This window comes from Streptomyces cellostaticus (assembly GCF_023630175.1).
GTDB classification, from domain to species: domain Bacteria; phylum Actinomycetota; class Actinomycetes; order Streptomycetales; family Streptomycetaceae; genus Streptomyces; species Streptomyces cellostaticus_A.
This window is the reverse complement of the sequence record NZ_JALLIN010000047.1, coordinates 1-20,935: the sequence shown is the minus strand read 5'-3', so window position 1 is coordinate 20,935 and position 20,935 is coordinate 1. Positions and strand designations below refer to the sequence as shown.

The window sequence follows — 20,935 nt, the reverse complement described above, 5'->3', positions numbered from 1 at the left end:
CTGGACGGCGTTCGAGCACAACACGACGTTATCGGGTGCTTGCACACAGTGCACATGTCTTGTGATGCTATGACCGCTTTTGACGGATGACTGACCGATGAAGAGGTGGCGTTGACCGTGTCGGCCAGTACTGCGCCGCCCCAGGGCGAGGTGCCCAGCCCCGCCCCTCCGGCCCCCGAGAAGCGCCGCGGCGCCGACACCCGCGCCCTGACCCAGGTGCTCTTCGCCGAGCTGAAGGACCTGACTCCGGGCACGCCGGAGCACGACCGGGTGCGCGGTGCGCTGATCGAGGCCAATCTCCCGCTCGTGCGCTACGCGGCCGCCCGCTTCCGCTCCCGCAACGAGCCGATGGAGGACGTGGTCCAGGTCGGAACCATCGGTCTGATCAACGCCATCGACCGCTTCGACCCCGACCGGGGGGTGCAGTTCCCGACCTTCGCGATGCCGACCGTGGTCGGCGAGATCAAGCGCTACTTCCGGGACAACGTCCGCACGGTCCACGTACCGCGCCGGCTGCACGAGCTGTGGGTCCAGGTCAACAGCGCGACCGAGGACCTCACCACGGCCTTCGGGCGCTCCCCGACGACCGCCGAGATCGCCGAGCGGCTCAGGATCAGCGAGGAGGAGGTGCTCTCCTGCATCGAGGCGGGACGCTCGTACCACGCCACCTCCCTCGAGGCCGCGCAGGAGGGCGACGGACTGCCCGGCCTGCTGGACCGCATCGGCTACGAGGACCCCGCCCTGGACGGCGTGGAACACCGCGACCTGGTGCGCCACCTCCTGGTCCAACTCCCCGAACGGGAACAGCGGATCCTGCTGCTGCGCTACTACAGCAATCTCACCCAGTCGCAGATCAGCGCGGAACTCGGGGTGTCCCAGATGCACGTATCCCGGCTACTCGCGCGCAGCTTCCAGCGGCTGCGATCCGCGAATCGCATCGAGGCATAACCGGCGCACGGGAGCACACTCCGGAAAACGCCAGCCCACGGCGGTTCGAAAGCGGGATCGATCACTGACCGTCGAGAGCGAATCGCCCACCATGGCGGTTCCCGACAGTTGTGCGCCGAAAGGCCGTCAGACCCCTTCTTTCCAGGGCCGATTCACGGCTGGCATGTCGACATGTCACTACAGCGTGTTGCCGACATGTGACATTCTGCCGGAAGAGCGTTTGCCGGAGCTCCGGTTCCGGTATTCAGGTGAAGGCTGCGTTGCTCGAAAAGGCGGCGCCGCCGCGACCGTCCCGCGACCCAAAGGGGGTGGCATGTCCGCAGACCAGGGCAGCTCGAAGGTCCTCACGCCCACGAGCGAGGCAGCGCCCAAGGAGCTCCACGCTCTCGACGTCCTCGACGGCATCGAGGGCGTCACGGCCCTCGAAGCCGTGCCGGCCCAGGCCGACCCGGCCGCCGCCCCTGTCCCGGCCCCGCCGGTCGCGGCGGACATCGACACCCGGACCCTGTCCCGGTCCCTCTTCCTGCGGCTCGCCGCACTCGACGAGAGCAGCCCCGAGCGGGCCTACGTCCGGGACACCCTGATCGAGCTCAACCTCCCCCTCGTGCGCTACGCGGCGGCCCGCTTCCGCTCCCGCAACGAGCCGATGGAGGACATCGTCCAGGTCGGCACCATCGGCCTGATCAAGGCGATCGACCGCTTCGACTGCGAACGGGGCGTGGAGTTCCCGACGTTCGCGATGCCGACGGTCGTGGGTGAGATCAAGCGCTTCTTCCGCGACACCTCCTGGTCGGTGCGCGTCCCGCGCCGGCTCCAGGAGCTGCGCCTGGCCCTCACCAAGGCCAGCGACGAGCTGTCCCAAAAGCTGGACCGCTCCCCGACAGTCACGGAGCTGGCCGCCGCGCTCGGCGTCTCCGAGGAGGACGTGGTCGACGGCCTCGCGGTCGGCAACGCCTACACCGCCTCCTCGCTCGACTCCCCGGCCCCCGAGGACGACGGCGGCGAGGGCTCCCTCGCCGACCGCCTCGGCTACGAGGACAGCGCGCTGGAGGGCGTGGAGTACCGGGAGTCCCTGAAGCCGCTGCTGGCCAAGCTCCCGCCCCGGGAGCGCCGGATCATCATGCTGCGCTTCTTCGCCAACATGACCCAGTCGCAGATCGGCGAGGAGGTCGGCATCTCCCAGATGCACGTCTCCCGGCTGCTGACCCGGACCCTGGCCCAGCTCCGCGAGGGCCTCATCTCGGACTGACCGGCCCGCGGGCACACGGACAGGGCCGCCGAGGCGCCATCGCGGCAGCGTCGGCGGCCGTCGTGTGTCCGGGCGGCCGGGTGTCCTACATGAGCGCGAGCCAGGCGACGGCGGCGACGACGACCACGGCCGCCACGATGCCGATGATCAGACCGACCCGGGGCCCGGAAGAGGCCGGCTGCTCCTGCCGCCGCCCCTGGGGGCCCTCGTCGACGAACGCGCGGAACATCTGGGTGCTGCCTGCGGGGTCGTAATTGCCCTGGGGGCCCTGGGTGTTAGCCATGGCCCGAGACACTAGCGAATCCGCCGGTGCGACCCAAGTGGGGGTCCACCGGGACAGACGGGGTGCGGACGGCCACTCCGACCAGCGCATTTACGATCGCAATACGTGCCTTTGCCAAGCTTTTGCATCGGCGTACCCCTGATTGTTTGCCTTCAGCAACCAACCTCCTCTATGGTTGCCCCAAGCAACGAATACGGGAGGTGTGATGGCCGAGCAGGCGCAGTACGAGGAGCTGGTACGTCAGTTCAGCGCCTTCGGAGCCGTGAAGCGGGACCTGGGACGCATCCTGCCGTCCGAGTGCCCGGCCGGCTCCGCCGCCGTGCTGACCCTGCTCGGCAGCCACGGCGACATGCGCATGAGCAAGCTCGCGGAGCTGCTCTCCGTGGACATGTCGGTCACCAGCCGCCATGTGGCGCACGTCGCCGCCCGCGGCTGGATCGAGCGGCACCCGGACCCCGCGGACAAGCGTTCGCGCATCCTGCGCCTGACACCCGACGGCCTGGAGCAACTGGACGAACTGTCCCGGCGGACCACACACCTGCTGGCCGAGCGACTCGCCGACTGGACCGACGACGAGGTCGGCCGGCTCATCGAGCTGATGGCGCGCCTGCGCGCGTCCTTCGGCGACTGCCGCTCGGTCCCGGCCCGGAGCCCCGCGCCCGTAGTCGAATGAGACCACCCGTACACCCGCAAGCACGTAAGAAAAGGAAGCCCATGGCAACGACCACACCAGCCGGTGTGCGGGCTCACGCCAAGCACGGGGGAGGCACGGGTCACGCCCCGATGACCCACCGGCAGATCATGGAGGCCCTGTCCGGGCTCCTGCTCGGCATGTTCGTGGCGATCCTGTCGTCCACGATCGTCTCCAACGCCCTGCCGGAGATCATCGGCGACCTCGGCGGCGGTCAGTCCGCCTACACCTGGGTCGTCACGGCCGCCCTGCTGTCCATGACCGCGGCCACTCCCCTGTGGGGCAAGCTCGCCGACCTGTACAGCAAGAAGGCGCTCGTCCAGATAGCCCTGGTCGTCTACGTCATCGGCTCGATGGCCGCCGGCCTGTCGCAGAACCCCGGCATGCTGATCGCCTGCCGTGTGGTGCAGGGCATCGGCGTCGGCGGTCTGTCGGCCCTGGCCCAGATCGTCATGGCCACGATGATCTCCCCGCGTGAGCGGGGCCGCTACTCCGGTTACCTCGGTGCCACCTTCGCCGTCGCCACCGTCGGCGGCCCGCTGCTCGGCGGTGTCATCACCGACACCTCCTGGCTGGGCTGGCGCTGGTGCTTCTACGTCGGTGTCCCGTTCGCCGTCATCGCGCTGATCGTGCTGCAGAAGACCCTGCACCTCCCCGTGGTCAAGCGCGAGGTCAAGGTCGACTGGGGCGGCGCGTTCTTCATCTCCGCCGCCGTCTCCCTGCTGCTGATCTGGGTCACCTTCGCCGGTGACAAGTACGACTGGGTGTCCTGGCAGACCTACGCGATGGTCGGCGGTTCGGTCGTGCTCGGCGCGCTCTTCGTCCTCGTCGAGGCGAAGGCGAGCGAGCCGATCATCCCGCTGCGCCTGTTCCGCAACCGGACCATCACGCTGGCCTCGCTCGCCTCGCTGTTCGTCGGTGTCGCGATGTTCACCGGCACCGTGTTCTTCAGCCAGTACTTCCAGCTCGCCCGCGACAAGTCCCCGACGATGTCGGGCGTGCTGACCATCCCGATGATCGGTGGCCTGTTCATCTCCTCCACGGTCTCGGGCCAGTTCATCACCCGCACCGGCCGCTGGAAGGGCTGGCTGGTCAGCGGTGGCGTCCTGGTGACGGCCGGCCTGGCCCTGCTGGGCGGCATCCGGTACGACACCGACTACTGGAAGATGGCCATCTTCATGGCCCTGCTGGGTCTCGGCATCGGCATGATGATGCAGAACCTGGTCCTCGCCACGCAGAACCAGGTGGCGCCCTCGGACCTCGGTTCGGCCAGCTCCACGGTCACCTTCTTCCGCTCCCTCGGCGGTGCGGTCGGCGTCTCCGCCCTCGGCGCGGTGATGGCCCGCCGGATCACCCACTACGTCACGGACGGCATCGGGGGACTCAGCCCCAAGTACCAGGCGGCCATGGCCGGCTCGGGGTCCACCGACACCATCCCGGACATGGACAAGCTGCCGCTGCCCATCCGGACGCTGCTGGAGAGCGCCTACGGGCACGGCATCGCCGACGTCTTCTCCATCGCGGCCGCCCTCGCCGCCGTCGCCTTCCTGATCACACTGTTCATCAAGGAGGTCCCGCTGAAGACCAAGGGCGCGCTGGCCCAGGCCGAGGACGCCGAGTCGCCCGCCCTGGACCCGGCCACCGCCCCGGTCGTCGCCGAGGCGCAGGCGGTCCCGGCCGCGGTCGACGCGGCCACCGGGACCGGGGGCACCGCGCCGGCGGCCGCCGCGCAGCGGACGACCGCGGTCGCCACCGTCGCGGAGCCCGGCACGGGCGGCGGCACCCCGGTGCACGGATTCGTCCGCGGCGCCGAGAGCGCCCCGGTCCCGCAGGCCGCCGTCACGCTGATCTCGCTGTCCGGCCGCCAGCTCGGCCGCTCGGTCGCCCAGGCCGACGGGTCCTACGCGGTGGACGCGCCGGGCGCCGGCTCGTACGTCCTGATCGCCTCCGCCGACGGCTTCCAGCCCCAGGCCTCCACGATCGTGGTGGGCGAGGAGCCGCTGTCCTACGACATCCTGCTCAGCGGCACCAGCGGGCTGACCGGTGTGGTCCGCTCGGCCGGGAGCACAATGCCGGTCAAGGACGCGATGGTGATCGTCACCGACGTGCGCGGCGACCTGCTGGCCACGGCCGCCACCGGTGATCAGGGCGACTTCGCCTTCACCGACCTGGTGCCCGGCACGGTGACCGTCGCGGTCAACGCGAGCGGCTTCCGGCCGCGCGCGCTGCCGGTCGAGGTCGCCGCGGCCGGGGTGACCCGGGTCGAGGTCGACCTGGACGCCGGCGCCCGGCTGCAGGGTGTCGTGCGGGCCCCGCACGGTCCGCTGGCCGACGCCCGCGTGACCCTGGTCGACCAGGCGGGCAACGTGCTGGGCACGGCCACCACCGGTACGGACGGGGCGTACGCCTTCACCGACCTGGACGGCGGCGACTACACCGTCATCGCGACGGGCTACCCGCCGGTGGCGACGGCCCTGTCGGTGAACGGCACCGGAGTCGACGGCCACGACATCGAACTCGCCCACCCCGGCGAGTAGTTCGAGCCCCGGCCCGTGACGGCGCGCGCCTTGAGCGGAGACGCGCCCGTCACGGGCCGGTTCCACACGACCGGATCATCAGGCTTTCAGGGAGAAAACGGGATGGGACTGTCCGCGAGGATCCGTACCCGGGACGGATGGGCCGTGTCGCACGCGGTCGTCACGATGACCGACACGACCGGGGCGCAGGTGCTGCGGGCCGAGGCGGACACCGAGGGTGCCGTACGGGACGTCACCGAGCTGGCGCCGGGGGCTTACACGGTGATCGTGACCGCCGTGGGCTACGCGCCCGCCGCCTCCAGCGCCATCGTGACCGCGAGCGGGCGGGCCGAGGTCGGCACCGTCACGCTGGCCCGGCAGGGCGGCACCGAGCTGCCGCCGCCCGGCCCGTGGACCATCGACCCGGCGCACTCCTCCGTCGCCGCCGTCGCCCAGCACCTGGGGATCTCCAGTGTGCACGGCCGGTTCACCCGGTTCGGCGGGACCATCGAGATCGCCCCGGACGACGTCACCAAGTCCCGTGTCGAGGCGGTGATCCGGGCCGCGTCCGTCGACACCGGCAACGCCATGCGGGACACGCACCTGCGGTCCGCGGACTTCCTCGACGTCGAGCGGCACCCGGAGATCGGCTACCGCTCGACGGGCGTGACGGTGGCCGGCCCGGACCGCTGGACCGTGCGGGGCGAGCTGTCGATGCACGGCGTGGTGCGGCCGGTCGACCTGGACCTGGCCTACCTCGGCACCGGTGCCGACCCGTGGGGCGGCACCCGCGCCGCCTTCCGGGCGACCACCGAACTGCACCGCGAAGACTTCGCGATGAACTACAACCAGGTCCTCCAGGCGGGCATCGCCGCCATCGGCACGACCCTCAGGGTCGAGCTGGACATCCAGGCGGTCCAGGGCGAGGCACTGCCCGCCGCCTGACGGGTCTGCGGGAACGACGACGGCCCGCCGCCACTGCGCGTGGCGGCGGGCCGTCGTCGTTCCCGCCGGCTCAGTTGTCGGTGGCGCCCACGATGCGCCGGGCCAGGTCCCGCAGTTTGACGTTCTCCCGCTGGGACGCGCGCACCAGGCTCTCGAAGGCCGCCGCCGCGTCGATGTCGAGGCGCTCCATGAGGACTCCGGTGGCCTGGCCGATCAGATCCCTGGTGTGCATGGCCTCGGTGAGCTGCTCCTGCACCGTCACCGAGTTCAGGGCCAGGCTGACGTGCGCCGTGAAGAGGCGGCCGAGGCGGGCGGTGGTGTCGTCGAAGGCGCACGGCTCGCCGGAGTAGGCGGTGAGCACGGTGAGCCGGCGCCGGTCGGCGCGCAGCCGCAGCGACAGCACCGAGCGCAGCCCCAGGTCCGACAGCGGCCCCGGCTCGGTCCCGGCGTCGCCGTCGCCCTCGGGCAGCCGCGCCACCGGCGAGGTCCACAGCCGTTCCCAGTGCGCCAGCTCGGGAGCCTCGGCGTCCCGCACGATGTCGTCGGTCCAGGCGACCGTCCGGCGTCCCTCCGCCCGGTCGATCTCCAGCACGCCGGCGTGCTCGGCGCCGGGCAGCAGTTCCACGGCCAGCTGCACGGCGGTGCGCAGCGTGGCCTGCGCGGTGGTGGTCTCGTGCAGCCGCCGAGCCGCCAGCGTGAGCGCCTCCGCCAGCTCCAGGCCGGCCGGAGAACGGGTCACGTCGAAAAAGTCAGGGGAAACCACCACGAACCTCTCGGGTGTCACGGCCATACGGCCATGCTCAGGAGAGCTCCGCAGCACATTCCCGACTGCGAGCACACGACAGGTGCACTTTAGCTGCTCCGTTGCGGTGAAGTGACGCCCGGACGACCCAGCGCCCGACGGGGCCGGGCCGACAGCGCCCCGCTCGCCCGAAGGACCGTCCCGCGGTCCCCGGGCGGACGCACCACGACGGCCACCGCACCTCGCCGCGTTGCCGGATCGCCCGAATACGCCCGGCACGAGGGCTCCCTCCGCCTCGCGGCGCACCGCATCCGGCGCCGTGCGCCCATCCGCCGGGGATCACGGGGCAGCCCTTAGGCTGCGTCCATGGCACCGAACATCGCGACGAACACCCGCGTATCGCGGGCCGAACTGCTGGACTTCGTACGCCCCAGGCACCGTGCCGTCCTGCTCACCCGCCGTGCCGACGGCAACCCCCAGGGCTCCCCGCTCACCTGCGGGGTGGACGACTCGGGCCGGATCGTGGCCTCCACCTACCCCGAGCGCGCCAAGACCCGCAACGCCAAGCGGGACGCCCGGGTCAGCCTGATCGTCCTCAGCGACGAGTGGAACGGGCCCTGGGTCCAGATCGACGGCACGGCGGAGGTCATCGACACCCCCGACTCGGTCGAGCCCCTGGTCGAGTACTACCGCAACATCGCCGGGGAGCACCCGGACTGGGACGAGTACCGCGAGGCGATGCGCAAGCAGGGCAAGTCCATCATCCGGGTGACGCCGGACCGGTGGGGCCCGGTGGCCACCGGCGGGTTCCCGGCGCGACTGGCGGAAGGCGACTAGGCCCCGACCTCACGCGGATTGACACCCCCAGGACCGCACGGGGGCACATGCCGGCCGGTGCTCCGGCGCGGCTCCCGCCTGGCCCGGCCGGAGGCGGTCAGCCCCTGGCGGCCATCGCCTCGATGCCGGCGATCAGCAGGTCGAGGGCGAAGCCGAAGTCCCGGTCCATCATCTCGTCGACCGCGCCGCCGCCCCGTGCCGCCATCGGTTCCCGGGACTCGCGGGACGCCTCGGCGGTCCCGGGGTCCTCGGCGACCGGACTCATGGTCTGGCGGTAGTACTCGTCCGCGGTCAGCCCGGTGTCCGCCGCCCGGGCGAGGAAGTGGGCCTCGACCGTGCCGTAGCCGTACACGAACCGCAGGACGGCCGAGATGGCGCCGGTGACGCCGTGCGCGGGCAGCCCGGCCCGTCGGACGACCCGCTGGACGACGCGCGAGAACTCCAGCGCGTTGGGGCCGATGTTGAGGTGGCGCCCGGCCAGTGGCGACAGCCAGGCGTGGCGCACCAGCAGCGCCCGGTACTCCCCGGCCAGCGCCCGCAACTGGTCCTGCCAGTCGGCGCCCTCGTCCTCCGGGTCCGGCAGCCGGAGTTCGCCGTGCGCGGCGTCGAGGGCGAGTTCGAGGAGGTCGTCCTTGGTGTCGACGTACCAGTACAGGGACATCGCGGTGACGTTCAGTTCGGCGGCCAGCCGCCGCATGGAGAACCTCGCCATGCCCTCGGCGTCCAGCAGCCGCAGGCTGACCGCGGTGATCCGCTCCCGGTCCAGGCCCGAGGGCTGGCCGCCGCGTCCGCCGCGCGGTGTCCTCGGCTCCAGCCAGACACTGCCCCGCGCCGACCCGTCACCGGTCCTGGCCACCGACGCACCTCTCTCGAACTCCGGTCACCGCCCCGGACGTGGGGCGCGCGGCCGTGTCGGTACGGGGCTCCGCCGCCTGGGCGCGGCCGACCGCACACCGCCCGCAGCGGCACGCATACCCCGGGCCGCGAGCTCTTAGGCGGTCGGTGCCGGAGCCGCCCCGACCGGGGGAGACGGACGTGCCGTACACCGCACGGCCGGGGCCCCGCGGTGTACGGCGGTGGCCACCGGCCGTGTCTCGTCAGCCGCCCTCGGTCAGCCGCTCTCGGTCAGGTCGTAGAAGGTGGCCGAACCGACCGTCACCTTCTTGAAGTTGCTCTCCACCCACGAGCTGATCTCGGAGGCCGAACCGCTGTCGCCACCCATGCCACCGCGCATGCCGCCGCCGGCGATGAAGTAGTGGATCCTCCCTTCGGCCACGTACTCCTTGAACTGGGCCAGGGTCGGGGACGGGTCGGTGCCGTTGAAGCCGCCGATCGCCATCACCGGTTCGCCGGTGGCGAGCTGGTAGCTCGCGGCGTTCTGGGAGCCGACCGAGGCGGCGACCCAGGTGTACTCGTCCGCGTCCGTCTCCAGCAGCTTCCTGGCCGCCGAGCCGACCTGCGCGCCGTCCAGCAGACCGCCGGCGCCACCGCCGCCGCCCGCACGGCCGCCCTCGCCCCTGGCACCGCCGCCCGGGACACCGTTCCCGTTCTGCGGCCCCTGGCCCTGGGCGCTGCCGTTCCGGCCGGGCATGCCCCCGCCGGGAAGGCCCTGGCCCTGTCCCTGACCCTGGCCCTGGCCCTGGCCCGGCTGGGTTTGGCCCGGCTGGGTTCCGTTCCCATTGGGCCGGCCCTGCTGCCCCGGCCCGCCCGGCAGGCCCTGCTGCCCTTGCTGGTTCTGCTGCCCCTGACCCGGCATCCCGCCGCGGAAGCCGCCCGGCATGCCACCGCCGCCGGGGCGGCCGCCGCCGAAGCCCATCCTGCTCGCGCCCGCCGGACCGGCCGTGGGGATGGAACCGGTGTGCGCCGAGTTCACCGTGCTGAGCGTGTACGCGGCCGGCCCGGCCAGCGCGGCCACCAGGCCCACCGCCGCCGCGCCGAGGGCCAGGCGCCGGGGGACGCGCCCGGCGAAGACGAGCCCGAACGCGGCCGCGAGGCCGCCGACCAGCACCAGCCACCGCAGCCAGGGCAGGTGGTCGGGGGTGCGGTTGAGCAGGACGTAGCCCCAGGCGGCCGCGGCCACCGTGGCGGCGGCGAGCGTGATCGACGCCCAGGTCTCCCGGCGCCGCTCCCACAGCAGCCCGGCGCCCATGCCGGTGACGGCCGCGACGTACGGGGCGAGGGCCACCGTGTAGTACTGGTGGAAGATGCCCGCCATGTAGCTGAAGACCACCATGGTCATGATCAGCGAACCGCCCCACACCAGGAACGAGGCGCGCGTGACCGACGCACGCCGGGCCCGGCGGGTCGCCCACAGGCCGGCGGCCAGCAGGATCAGCGCGGCCGGGATCAGCCAGGAGATCTGGCCGCCGATCTCGGAGTTGAACATCCGGTCCCAGCCGGTCTCGCCCCAGCGACCGGAGCCGCCCGCCCTGCCGCCACCGCCACCGCCGACACTGCCGGTCTCGTCGCCGCTGATCCGGCCGAGCCCGTTGTAGCCGAAGGTCAGCTCGAGGAAGCTGTTGTTCTGCGAACCGCCGATGTAGGGACGGGAGGAGGCCGGCCACAGCTCGACGATCGCGACCCACCAGCCGCCCGCCACCACGAGCGCCACGGTCGCCAGGGCCAGTTGTGCCAGCCGCTTCCGCAGCCGGACCGGGCCGCAGACGGCGTAGACGACCGCCAGCGGCGGCAGGATCAGGAACGCCTGCAGGGTCTTGGCGAGGAAGGCGAAGCCGATCGCGACGCCCGCCCACACCAGCCACCTGGTCCGCCCGTCCTCCACCGCGCGGACGACGAAGTAGCAGGCCAGCGACGTCAGCAGGGCCAGCAGCGCGTCCGGGTTGTTGAACCGGAACATCAGCGCGGCGACCGGGGTGAGCGCGAGCACCGCGCCCGCGATCAGGCCGGCGGCGGGACTGAACCGGCGCCGCACACCGGCGTACACGACCGCCACCGTGCCGACGCCCATGAGCACCTGGGGTGTGAGGACCGCCCACGAGTTCAGGCCGAAGATCCGCACCGACAGCTCCATCGGCCACAGGAAGGCCGAGGGCTTGTCGACGGTGATGGCGTTGCCCCCGTCCAGCGAGCCGAAGAAGAACGCCTTCCAGGAGGTGCTGCCCGCCTGGACGGCCGCCGAGTAGAAGGAGTTGGCGTAGCCGGAGGCGCTCAGGTCGTACAGGTAGGTGACGAGGGTGAGGACGAGCAGGCCGAGGAGGGCCGGCCGCGCCCAGCGCGGGTCCTCGGGGCGGCCGCGCCACATCCGGGACACGAAGGGCCGGCGGGGCTCGGCGGCCTCCGGGGCCGGCGGGGGAGCCGTGGGGGGCGGACCCCAGACACCGGGTTCGCCCTGCTGGGCGGGCTGGTCGAAGTGCGTGGTCATCGGGTGTCCCCCGGGTCGGTGTCGTGAGGGCGCACGGGCCACAGCGGCACGGTGCGGTCCCTCCGGTTGCCGTCCGCGGCCTCATCGGCGCGGACCTGGACGGTGGTCTGGTGCGGGTCGTACGCCGGGGGCGGCAGCGGGCGGCGCGGGAGCGGCCCCTCCGGCCCGTACGCCGCGGGCGTGGCGCAGGCCTGCGCGGACGCGGTGCCGTACGACGGCGTGGTGCCGTACGACGGCGTGGTGGCGTACGACGGTGCGGTGGCGTACGACGGTGCGGTGGCGTACGTCGGTGCGGACGTCGCGGCGGGGGCCTGCCCGGACGGGGTATGTCCGGACCAGGTGTGCGCGGACGGGGTGTGCGCGGACGGGGTGTGCGCGGCTGCCACGGTGGAGGGTCGGGTGTCCTCGGGCCGGTCCGGGAACACCCAGGCCCGGAAGAGCAGGAAGCGCAGCAAGGTCGCCGCGAGGTTGGCGGCGACGAGCACCGCCAGTTCGGTGGAGTGCGCCGGGCTGCCGTCGGCAGCGTTCAGGGCGGCCAGGGAGCCGCTGGTCAGGGCGAGTCCGACACCGAAGACGACCAGGCCCTGCGCCTGGTGCCGGACCGCGCCGCCGCGGCCCCGCACCCCGAAGGTCAGCCGGCGGTTGGCGGCCGTGTTGGCCACCGCCGAGACCAGCAGCGCGAGCGCGTTGGCGATCTGCGAGCCGGAGAACTGCCGGAAGACGCTGTACAGAAGCAGGTAGAACAACGTGGACAGGCCGCCGACCACGCAGAAGCCGACGAGCTGGCGGGCCAGGCCGCGGGGCACGTCCTGGATCTCGCGGTCGCGCGGGTCGTCCCCGAACGGCCGGGTGAGCCGGTCCAGCGGCAGCGAACCGGTGGCCAGCGCCCGGCCGACGCGCCACACGCCCTTGAGGTCGTCGGTCGCCGTCCGCACGATGTGCACGGTCGAGTCGGGGTCGTCGACCCAGTCGACCGGCACCTCGTGGATCCGCAGTCCGGCCCGCTCGGCGAGCACCAGCATCTCGGTGTCGAAGAACCAGCCGGTGTCCTCCACCAGCGGCAGCAGCACCTGCGCCACGTCCCGCCGGATGGCCTTGAAGCCGCACTGCGCGTCCGAGAAGCGGGCCTGCAGCGAGCCGCGCAGGATCAGGTTGTAGGTCCGGCTGATGAACTCGCGCTTGGGACCCCGCACGACGCGCGAGCTACGGGCGAGCCGGGAGCCGATCGCCAGGTCGGAGTGGCCCGAGATCAGCGGTGCCACCAGCGGCAGCAGGGCGTTGAGGTCCGTGGACAGATCGACGTCCATGTACGCGAGGACCGGTGCGTCGGACGCGGACCACACCGCCCGCAGGGCCCGGCCGCGGCCCTTCTGCTCCAGCCGGAACGCGGTGACCTCGGCGAGCGAGTCCGCCAGCCGGGCCGCCACCCGCGGGGTGCCGTCCGTGGAGGCGTTGTCCGCGATGGTGACCCGGAAGGCGTACGGGAAGGTGCGCGCGAGGTGGTCGTGCAGTCTGCGCACGCACGGCTCGAGGTCCTTCTCCTCGTTGTAGACGGGGATCACTACGTCCAGGACAGGCGTACCGGCGTTTCCGGCCGGGAGGTGCTCCCGCGCCGGCAGGGTGCCGGGAGAAGAGTCGGTTCGCATGACACCGACTCTCCTCAGGCGCCCTGTCGCACCCGTGTGGTGGCGCTGTGCTGTACCTGTGAGTGGGGTTCCCGGTCCGAACCGCTGTCCGGGCGCACCTCGGTGGGACCGAACGCGGGCAGGTGCACGGTGAACACCGTCCGCCCCGGCACGCTGTCCACGGTCACGGCGCCGCCGTGCGCGGCCGCGACGGCCTGCACGATGGCGAGCCCCAGACCGGTGGACCCGGTGGCCCGTGAACGGGCGGAGTCCCCGCGGGCGAACCGCTCGAAGACGTGCGGCAGCAGCGCGGGCGGGATGCCCGGCCCGTCGTCCTCGACGTCGACGCACATCCACGCCCCGCGCCGACGCACGCGCGCCGTCACGGTCGTCCCCGGCGGTGTGTGGTTGCGGGCGTTGCCCAGCAGGTTGACCAGTACCTGCTGCAGACGGGCCGCGTCCGCGGACACCGGGGCCGGTGCGTCGGGCAGGTCGAGTCGCCAGTTGTGGTCCAGGCCGGCCGCGCGGGCGTCGCTGACGGTGTCGACGACGAGCGGCACGAGATCGGTCTGCTCGAACTGCAGCGGCCGTCCGGCGTCGAGCCGGGCGAGCAGGAGGAGGTCCTCGACGAGGAAGGTCATCCGCCCCGCCTCGGACTCGATGCGGCCGAGGGCGTGCCGGGTGTCGGGTCCGACCTGTTCGCGTCCGCGCCGAGTGAGTTCGGCGTAGCCGCGGATGGAGGCGAGCGGCGTGCGCAGTTCGTGGCTGGCGTCGGCGACGAACTGCCGTACCCGGGTCTCGCTCTGCTGCCGGGCGTGCAGCGCGCCGTGCACGTGGTCGAGCAGTCGGTTGAGCGCCGCACCCACCTGGCCGACCTCGGTGTGCGGGTCGCACTCCGACTCCGGGACCCGCTCGCTCAGGTTCACCTCGCCGGTGTGCAGGCGCAGTTCGGAGACCCGGGTGGCGGTGGCGGCGACCCTGCGCAGGGGGCGGGTGGCGACGCCGACGAGCGCGTAGCCGGCGATGACGGCGGCCACGAGACCGGCCGCGGTGACGCTGACCTCGACGAGGATCAGCGTGTCGATCGTGTTGTCGACCGAGGCCGTCGGTACGGCGACGTAGTAGGCGCCGTTGTCACCGGTGCGGTACTCGACCCGGTACTCCCCCAGGCCGGGGAGACTGGCGGTGTGCTGTTCCCCGTCCTCGCGCGGAACGGTCTGGAGAGCGGCGGTCTGCGCCTTGGTCAGTGACTTCGGCTTCATCTCGAAGTCACTGGGTGACTGCCAGCCGCGCGCGGCATCCGTGATCACACCGTTCACCACGGCGGCGGCGATGTTGCCCTGCGCCTGCGGGCCATTGGTGACGAAGTCGGTGAGGACCGGGGGATGGGCCCTGGGCTTGCGCCCGCCCGGCGCCAGGGCGCCCCTGGCCTTCTCGCCCGGCGGGCCGAAGGAGCCGGACGCGCGCGCGGCGACCTCGTGGAGCTGGCCGTTGAGCTGGTCGTACAGGTGCGAGCGCAGCGCCAGCGTGGTGACGGTGCCGATCACCGAGCACACCACGGCGATCAGCACCACCGACGCGACGACGAGCCGGGTCCGCAGGGTGCGCGGCTGCCCCGCCCGTTTCCGCGGACGCGGCCGTCGTCGTCCGCTCATGACACGGCGGGCTTGATCAGGTAGCCGGCCCCGCGCCGGGTGTGGATCATCGGTTCCCGGCCGGCGTCGATCTTCCTGCGCAGATAGGAGATGTACAGTTCGACGACGTTCGCCTGCCCGCCGAAGTCGTACGACCACACGCGGTCCAGGATCTGCGCCTTGCTGAGGACGCGCCGCGGATTGCGCATGAGGAAGCGCAGCAGTTCGAACTCGGTCGCGGTCAGGTGGATGTTGTCCCCGCCCCGCGACACCTCGTGGCTGTCCTCGTCCAGGGTCAGGTCACCGACGACGAGCATGGAGTCGGACCTCCGGTCGGCGGCTCCGGAGCGCCGGATCAGCCCGCGCAGCCGGGCCACCACCTCCTCCAGGCTGAACGGCTTGGTGACGTAGTCGTCGCCGCCCGCGGTGAGCCCGGCGATCCGGTCCTCGACCGCGTCCCTGGCGGTCAGGAAGAGCACGGACACGTCGGGCAGTTCGCGCCGCAGCCGCTGGAGGACGGTCAGGCCGTCCATGTCCGGCAGCATCATGTCCAGGACGACGGCGTCGGGACGGAACTCGCGGGCCGTCCGGACGGCGCCCTGCCCGTCGCCCGCGCTCCTGATCTGCCAGCCCTCGTAGCGAAGGGCCATGCTCAGCAGTTCGGTGATCGACAGCTCGTCGTCCACCACAAGCACGCGGACGGGGCTCCCGTCCGGCCTCAGCAGTTCGGTGCGCCCCTGGGGCGAGGTCGTGGTCATGGCGGACACCCTTTCGGGGTCCTCTGAGAAGACGCTTTTCCCAGTCTGTGATTTACCTGAGAAACACACAGGCGGCTCTCAGGCGGCACCTGGGAACCGCCCCCGCCCCGGCCGCCGTGTCAGAACAGCCCTTCGGGTTTGGTGTCGAACGCCCTTGTGGGCAGGCGGATTTCCCCGGTTCCCGAGGACCGGGGCGCCACCTCCCACCCGGTCATCAGCCGCGTGTCGAGGACGACGGCCCCGAGTCGGCCGCCGACCGCCAGATGCAGATCGGGCCCGGCCGCCGCGACCAGCTCACCGCTCACGGCTCCGCCCGGCACCAGCTCCACCACGTCCGCCCCGGCGGCCGCTGCCGCCGGGGCGAGAAGCCCGAACCGCTCCATGTGGTCCACCACCCGGCAGGGCTCCCGGCCCAGCGACTCCGGCCACTCGCCGAGCGCGCCGGCCCGGGCATGCAACTCCTCGACCTCAAAGGCCCGTTCGGCCGCGGTGCCGGGCAGCGCGGCCCGCACGGACCGCTTGTCGGCGTACGGGATCCGGTCCGGCACCCGCAGCGCCGCCCGCAGCAGTTCCTCCGTCCGCCGGGCGGCCATCAGCGGACCGGTACCCAGCCAGCTGAAACAGACGGCTCCCTGTTCCAGCAGCCGCGCCGGACCGCGCTCGACGGCGGTGATCCCGACCTTGACCATGCCGGGCCCGAACCAGGCCAGGTACACCCGGTAGGGGCGCGGATCGTCGGCGAGGGTGTCGGCGGCCACCGAGTGCGCCCGGTCCAGCCGCGCGCACTCCTCGCACCGGGCCCCCTTGCTCCGCCCCGGCACCCCGGCCGCCACCGGACACGGGTTCCCCCGGGCCCCCACACACCGCCGCACGGCCCCCTCCGGCACCGCGAAGGCCACCCTCTTCCCCCAGGACAGCGCACTGCGCCGCCCCCCGTCCCACACCAGCACGGGCCCGTCCGCCGCCCACCGCAGCCCCGAACACTTCCACACGCGTCCCATCACCGGTGAGGGTAGAGGGGACCGCTGACAGTGCCCTGGGAGCACGGCACGCCGGACGCCGCCGACCCCGTGCCGACGGCCGGTTCACCCGGCGCCGGACGCCACCGTCGCTCCGGCCCCCGCCTCGCCGGCACCACGGCCACCGCGTTCGGACGCCTCCGCCCGCGTCCCGCCGCCCGCGGGGCTCTCCGCGCCATCCGGACCCGTGGGTTGCGGGCACGACCAGGCCGGCGAAGTCCCGACGACGCGGTCGAGCGCGGTCGGCCGTGCGCCTCCGCGCCATCAGCAGTGCCGTACCGCCGCACCCTGCGGCGGATCGACGAAGTACGGGACGCCGATCGGGCCGGGGAACCTCACCCGGATGTTCGCCCTGCGGGCCCGGCGCGCCCGGCTCCGGGTGATCACGCTCCGGCACACCCGGCACACCCGCGGCTCGCTCCCGATGGAGCTCAAGGTGCACCCGAGAGCCGCACAGCGGATCCTGCGGCACTCGCGGATCGCCATGACGATGGAGGTCTACGCCGAAGCCAGCGAGGAAGAGGTGCGGGCCGCGCTCGGCAAGCTCTCCGATGCCATGGGCGGCGCCGGCTGACGCCGTTGCTGTACTCCGCTGCTGTACGACCCCGAAACGCAGAAGGCCCCGGATCTCTCCGGGGCCTTCAACCTGTGTGCACTCGGCAGGATTCGAACCTGCAACCTTCTGATCCGTAGTCAGATGCTCTATCCGTTAAGCTACGAGTGCTTGTTCTTTTGTTTTCGTCCTCCGCTCCCGGCCCTTCCGGCCCGCTCGCGGCGACAGGAAGAACATTACATGACTGCCGCCGTCATGTGAAATCCGATTCGCATACCCCTTGTGACCTGCGGAAACGCGAATCGGGGCGGGTGGAGCCGACAACGCCGAAGCCCCGGTCCTGGGACCGGGGCTTCGGGATGAGCGCGGAGGCGGAGGGATTTGAACCCTCGATGGGCTTTAAGACCCAAACCGCATTAGCAGTGCGGCGCCATAGACCGGACTAGGCGACGCCTCCAGCACAACCACTCACGCGAGCGCGCGACTGGTGCGTGCAGATGATGACACAGTCGAGCGTGCTGTCACCAATCGACCTCCACGGTACTAGGCACCGGGGCCGCAGGGCAAAGGGCTTCGACCGGCGGTGCGGCGCCCGGCGGTGCGGCACCGCAACGTCCGGCGGCCGTGCGCGTTGATCAGGGCATGGTCTCTGTCATGTCGGTCGTCCCGCGGGGCGTCCTGGTGTCGGCACTCGCCGCCCTCTCGATCCCGTCCCTGTCCGCCCTCGCCGCCACACCGGCCACGGCAGCCCCCGCGGCACCGGCCGTCCCCGCCGCGCACCACGCGCCCGCTCCGCCCGGCGCGGACCTCATGCCCCCGCCGGCGCGTCCCGGGGACGAGACCGGTGATCACCTCATCGTCGTCGTACGGCACGCGGGCCGCGGGCTGGACGGTACGTACGAGGTGTCCTGCCATCCCACGGCCGGGAACCACCCGGACGCGGCGGGAGCCTGCCGGACGCTCGACGCGAACACGCAGTGGGGTCGGGACACCTTCGCCCCGGTCGCCCCCGACAGCATCTGCACCATGATCTACGGCGGCCCGGCCACCGCCCGGGTCACCGGGACCTGGGCCGGACGACCGGTCGACGCCGTGTACGACCGGGGCAACGGATGCGAGATCGCCCGGTGGGACCGGATGGTGCCGCTGCTGCCGAGGCTCGGTTCGCCCGCGGCGGCTGTCCCGGCTCGACCGTCGCTCGCGTAGCGCCGTCGCCCGCCCGGCGCCGCCGCTCGCGTAAAGGTCCCGCGAAGGTCTCGCGGAGCCGGGACGAGGGCCGAAACGGGTGCGGGACGCGGCCGGCCCTACGACGGACGCATGCGGTCACATGTTCGCCGTCACTTCGTCGTGCGACCTCCCTCTCATCCGGCGTCGCGAGCGCAACCCGTGCCCTTAGACTCCCTCGCGTGACACCCTGCGGGCCGGTTGGCAAGATGGCCCGGGGGGTAGGCAAGGTGCGGTAACAAGGAGGAAGCGTCTCGTGAGCAGCAGGCCATCCCGAGGCGCTGCTCGCCTCGCAGCCATACTCGACGCGCTGCCCGATGCGTTGGTCCTGGTCAACGCCAACGGAACCGTCGTCAACGCCAACACCATCGCCCTGGAGGCCTTCGAGACGCCGGGCACCGCGCTCGTCGGGCGCGGTCTGCTCGATCTGCTGCCGCAGTTCGACTCCCGGCTCATCCCCGGCTCCATGCGGCGCCCCGATCACATGGATCCGCGCGGACGGACCAAGCCGACCCGCATGATCGCGCGGCGGACCGACGGGACCGAGTTCCCGGTCGAGGTCACGAGCGCGAATCTGGAGAACGGGCAGCAGGCGTACGACGGTTACGGCTACACCGGTGACGAGCTGCTGATGCTCGTGGTGCGGGACCTGTCGGGAACCGTGGACACCGAGGCCGAGCTGGCCCGTTCCCAGCGGCAGACCGAGATGATCCTGCGGGCGGCTTCGGAGGGCGTCGTCGGTACCGACACCGACGGGCGGATCGTGCTGGTCAATCCGGCCGCCGCCCAGATACTGGGGTACCGGGCCGGTGAGCTGGGCGGCAAGGAGCTGCACACCCTCGTGCTGCACTCCCGCGCCGACGGCTCGCCCTTCCCGTACGGGGAGTCCCCGCTCGCCGACACCCTGCGCTCCGGACGCAAGCACCGGGTGCGCGGGCAGGTGCTGTGGTCCAAGGGCGGGGACCGGGTCGCGGTCGATCTGACCACCGCGCCCGTGCGCGACGGCGACCAGCTCGTCGGCGCCGTGATGACCTTCACCGACCGCCGCCCGTACGACGATCTCGCCGACGAGAAGTCCGCCCTGGAGAAGGCGCACGCCGACGAGTTGGAGCGGCTCTCCGAGGAGCACGCCTCCGACCTGACCGCGCTGCGTCAGGCGCACGTCGCCGAGCTCGAGAAGCTGCGCGAGCAGCACGAGGAGGAACTGGCGGCCGGCGAGGAGCGGTACGCCGCCCTCGGCGAGCGGGAGAAGGACCGCTACGAGGCGCTCGCCGGGCGGCACGAGCAACTCCTCACGCTGCTGGGCCGGTCGCTGCGCGGCCCGCTGGACGAACTGCGCCGCGAGCTGGCCGCTCTGGCCGCGGACGACGCCGGCCAGCTGTGGCCCGAGGCCAACCAGGTGCTGCACCACCTGTCCGCCGGGTACTCGCGCATCACCGCGCTGATCGACAACGTGCTGGGCTACCAGCACCTCGACGCCGGCAGCGAGGACATCACCCGGACGAAGGTGATGCTCGACGCCGTCGTCGCGGCCGGTGTGGACGGGGCCGTCGAGCTGATCGGGCCCGGCCGGGTGCAGTTCGCCGTGCACGCGCCGCCCATCGAGGCCGAGGTGGACGCGCAGCGGCTCGCCACCGCGCTCGCGCATCTGGTGGCGGACGTGGCCGGTGTCGACGCCACCGGCAACGCGCCCGTCTCGGCGGGCGGGTACATGGACAACACGGTCGTGGTCGCGGCCGCCCAGCGCGGCGAGGTCGCGCGGATCGAGGTGCGCGGGCCGTACGGCGGGGGAGACCCGGTGCACGAGCCGATCGTGCGCGGGATCGTCCGGGCGCACGGCGGAGTGCTGCAGACGCACGAGGTGCCGGGCATGAGCGGCAGCGCGTACGTGCTCGAGGTGCCGCTCGGCGGCGGGGCTGGGGCGGTCGCCCCCCAGGTCCCGGACGCCGGGGAGGCCGCCGTGCCGGAAGGCGCCGGACCGGGCGCCGGTGGCGGTCGGCGCCGGGCCCGCCGGGCCTCGACGGACGCCTTCCTGGAGAGCGACGCCGCCGGTGCGTCCGGTGAGCCCGCCGACGGCGGGCCCGAGTCGCCCTCGCCGACGGGGCGGCGCCGCAGGCGTGCGGCGGCCGCCGTCGAGGCGGCGGCACCGGTCGTGGCCGAGGCCCAGGACGGCGGGACCGGACGCCGACGCGGCCGGGCAGCCGAGCCGGACGCCGGTGGCGAGGGCGTGAGCGAGGGTGCCGTGATGACGGCGGCCGAGCATGCGGCGGGTACCGCCGCCGCGGGCAACGGACTCGGCGGCGCCGTGCCGCCGCAGGGCGTGCCCGTGCCCACGGGCCGCCGTGCCCGGCGTGACCCGGACGCACCGCAGGCCGCCCTGCCGCCCGCGCTGCCCGCGGCCGGCGCCGAGCGGAACGGGACCGGTGCGGCCGACGACGCGCGGCCGACCGGTCGGCGCCGACGGGCGCTGGCCGCTGCACAGGAGCGGGCGGCGGCGCAGGAGTCCGGTGCCCGTACGGTCTTCGCCCT

Annotated in this window: 15 protein-coding genes, 2 tRNA genes and 2 pseudogenes; 9 read left to right on the top strand and 10 right to left on the bottom strand. The window is 72.7% G+C overall.

Features of this window, described 5'->3' with window-relative positions; translation table 11 throughout:
* Positions 1-111 precede the first annotated feature (111 nt).
* Together MXD57_RS25615 and MXD57_RS25610 are read left to right on the top strand one after the other, a co-directional pair.
* The gene (locus MXD57_RS25615) at positions 112-948 is read left to right on the top strand and encodes an RNA polymerase sigma factor SigF (protein ID WP_250404424.1); all 837 of its coding nucleotides are present in this window, start codon (positions 112-114) and stop codon (positions 946-948) included.
* A gap of 313 nt (positions 949-1,261) precedes the next feature.
* Positions 1,262-2,197: an RNA polymerase sigma factor SigF gene (locus tag MXD57_RS25610; RefSeq protein ID WP_250404391.1), complete on the top strand. Its 936-nt coding sequence runs from the start codon at positions 1,262-1,264 to the stop codon at positions 2,195-2,197.
* Positions 2,198-2,282: 85 nt separating this feature from the next.
* Here the strand turns inward: MXD57_RS25610 and MXD57_RS25605 are convergent, their stop codons facing one another.
* On the bottom strand, positions 2,283-2,480 hold the full coding sequence (locus MXD57_RS25605; protein ID WP_250404390.1) for a hypothetical protein: 198 nt from the start codon (positions 2,478-2,480) through the stop codon (positions 2,283-2,285).
* Positions 2,481-2,685: 205 nt separating this feature from the next.
* Between MXD57_RS25605 and MXD57_RS25600 the strand changes: the two are divergent.
* The 3 genes and pseudogenes from MXD57_RS25600 (at position 2,686) to MXD57_RS25590 (ending at position 6,632) form a co-directional block, all read left to right on the top strand.
* A pseudogene (locus MXD57_RS25600) lies at positions 2,686-3,181 on the top strand (MarR family winged helix-turn-helix transcriptional regulator).
* Between the two features lie 13 nt (positions 3,182-3,194).
* On the top strand, positions 3,195-5,708 hold the full coding sequence (locus tag MXD57_RS25595; RefSeq protein WP_250404388.1) for an MFS transporter: 2,514 nt from the start codon (positions 3,195-3,197) through the stop codon (positions 5,706-5,708).
* 102 nt (positions 5,709-5,810) lie between these two features.
* Positions 5,811-6,632, top strand: coding sequence for a YceI family protein (locus MXD57_RS25590; protein ID WP_250404387.1), 822 nt, complete (start codon positions 5,811-5,813; stop codon positions 6,630-6,632).
* 70 nt (positions 6,633-6,702) lie between these two features.
* On the opposite strand, the gene MXD57_RS25585 is transcribed toward MXD57_RS25590, so the two are convergent.
* The gene (locus MXD57_RS25585; protein ID WP_250404386.1) at positions 6,703-7,371 is read right to left on the bottom strand and encodes an ANTAR domain-containing protein; all 669 of its coding nucleotides are present in this window, start codon (positions 7,369-7,371) and stop codon (positions 6,703-6,705) included.
* A gap of 369 nt (positions 7,372-7,740) precedes the next feature.
* Between MXD57_RS25585 and MXD57_RS25580 the strand changes: the two genes are divergently transcribed.
* Positions 7,741-8,211 (top strand): PPOX class F420-dependent oxidoreductase, encoded by a 471-nt coding sequence (locus MXD57_RS25580; RefSeq protein WP_250404385.1) that lies wholly within the window; start codon positions 7,741-7,743, stop codon positions 8,209-8,211.
* A gap of 97 nt (positions 8,212-8,308) precedes the next feature.
* On the opposite strand, the gene MXD57_RS25575 is transcribed toward MXD57_RS25580, so the two are convergent.
* The 6 genes from MXD57_RS25575 to MXD57_RS25550 all read right to left on the bottom strand — a co-directional run bounded on the left by MXD57_RS25575 (position 8,309) and on the right by MXD57_RS25550 (position 16,611).
* Positions 8,309-9,067 (bottom strand): TetR/AcrR family transcriptional regulator, encoded by a 759-nt coding sequence (locus MXD57_RS25575; protein ID WP_250404384.1) that lies wholly within the window; start codon positions 9,065-9,067, stop codon positions 8,309-8,311.
* A 255-nt stretch (positions 9,068-9,322) separates the two neighbouring features.
* Positions 9,323-11,593 carry a glycosyltransferase family 39 protein gene (locus MXD57_RS25570; RefSeq protein WP_250404383.1) on the bottom strand — a complete coding sequence of 757 codons (2,271 nt, stop codon included), beginning with the start codon at positions 11,591-11,593 and terminating at the stop codon, positions 9,323-9,325.
* On the bottom strand, positions 11,590-13,239 hold the full coding sequence (locus MXD57_RS25565; RefSeq protein ID WP_250404382.1) for a glycosyltransferase: 1,650 nt from the start codon (positions 13,237-13,239) through the stop codon (positions 11,590-11,592). Before MXD57_RS25565 ends, MXD57_RS25570 begins: the two co-directional genes overlap by 4 nt.
* Before the next feature lie 14 nt (positions 13,240-13,253).
* On the bottom strand, positions 13,254-14,873 hold the full coding sequence (locus tag MXD57_RS25560; protein ID WP_250404381.1) for a HAMP domain-containing sensor histidine kinase: 1,620 nt from the start codon (positions 14,871-14,873) through the stop codon (positions 13,254-13,256).
* Complete coding sequence (locus MXD57_RS25555; protein ID WP_250404380.1) at positions 14,870-15,610, bottom strand: response regulator transcription factor; 741 nt, start codon at positions 15,608-15,610, stop codon at positions 14,870-14,872. Before MXD57_RS25555 ends, MXD57_RS25560 begins: the two co-directional genes overlap by 4 nt.
* Positions 15,611-15,729: 119 nt before the next feature.
* Positions 15,730-16,611: a DUF2797 domain-containing protein gene (locus MXD57_RS25550; protein WP_250404379.1), complete on the bottom strand. Its 882-nt coding sequence runs from the start codon at positions 16,609-16,611 to the stop codon at positions 15,730-15,732.
* Positions 16,612-16,927: 316 nt separating this feature from the next.
* Here MXD57_RS25550 and MXD57_RS25545 point away from each other — a divergent pair.
* A pseudogene (locus MXD57_RS25545) lies at positions 16,928-17,203 on the top strand (site-specific integrase); the annotation flags it as partial.
* A 77-nt stretch (positions 17,204-17,280) separates the two neighbouring features.
* On the opposite strand, the gene MXD57_RS25540 reads toward MXD57_RS25545, so the two are convergent.
* Both MXD57_RS25540 and MXD57_RS25535 read right to left on the bottom strand, forming a co-directional pair.
* Positions 17,281-17,353, bottom strand: a tRNA-Arg gene (locus MXD57_RS25540).
* A gap of 195 nt (positions 17,354-17,548) precedes the next feature.
* Positions 17,549-17,639: transfer RNA gene (locus MXD57_RS25535), tRNA-Ser, on the bottom strand.
* A gap of 197 nt (positions 17,640-17,836) precedes the next feature.
* Between MXD57_RS25535 and MXD57_RS25530 the strand changes: the two genes are divergently transcribed.
* Positions 17,837-18,388, top strand: coding sequence for an SSI family serine proteinase inhibitor (locus tag MXD57_RS25530; RefSeq protein WP_250404378.1), 552 nt, complete (start codon positions 17,837-17,839; stop codon positions 18,386-18,388).
* A 274-nt stretch (positions 18,389-18,662) separates the two neighbouring features.
* Positions 18,663-20,935, top strand: a 2,273-nt coding sequence (locus MXD57_RS25525; protein ID WP_250404377.1) for a PAS domain-containing protein, incomplete at its 3' end; no start/stop codon positions are given.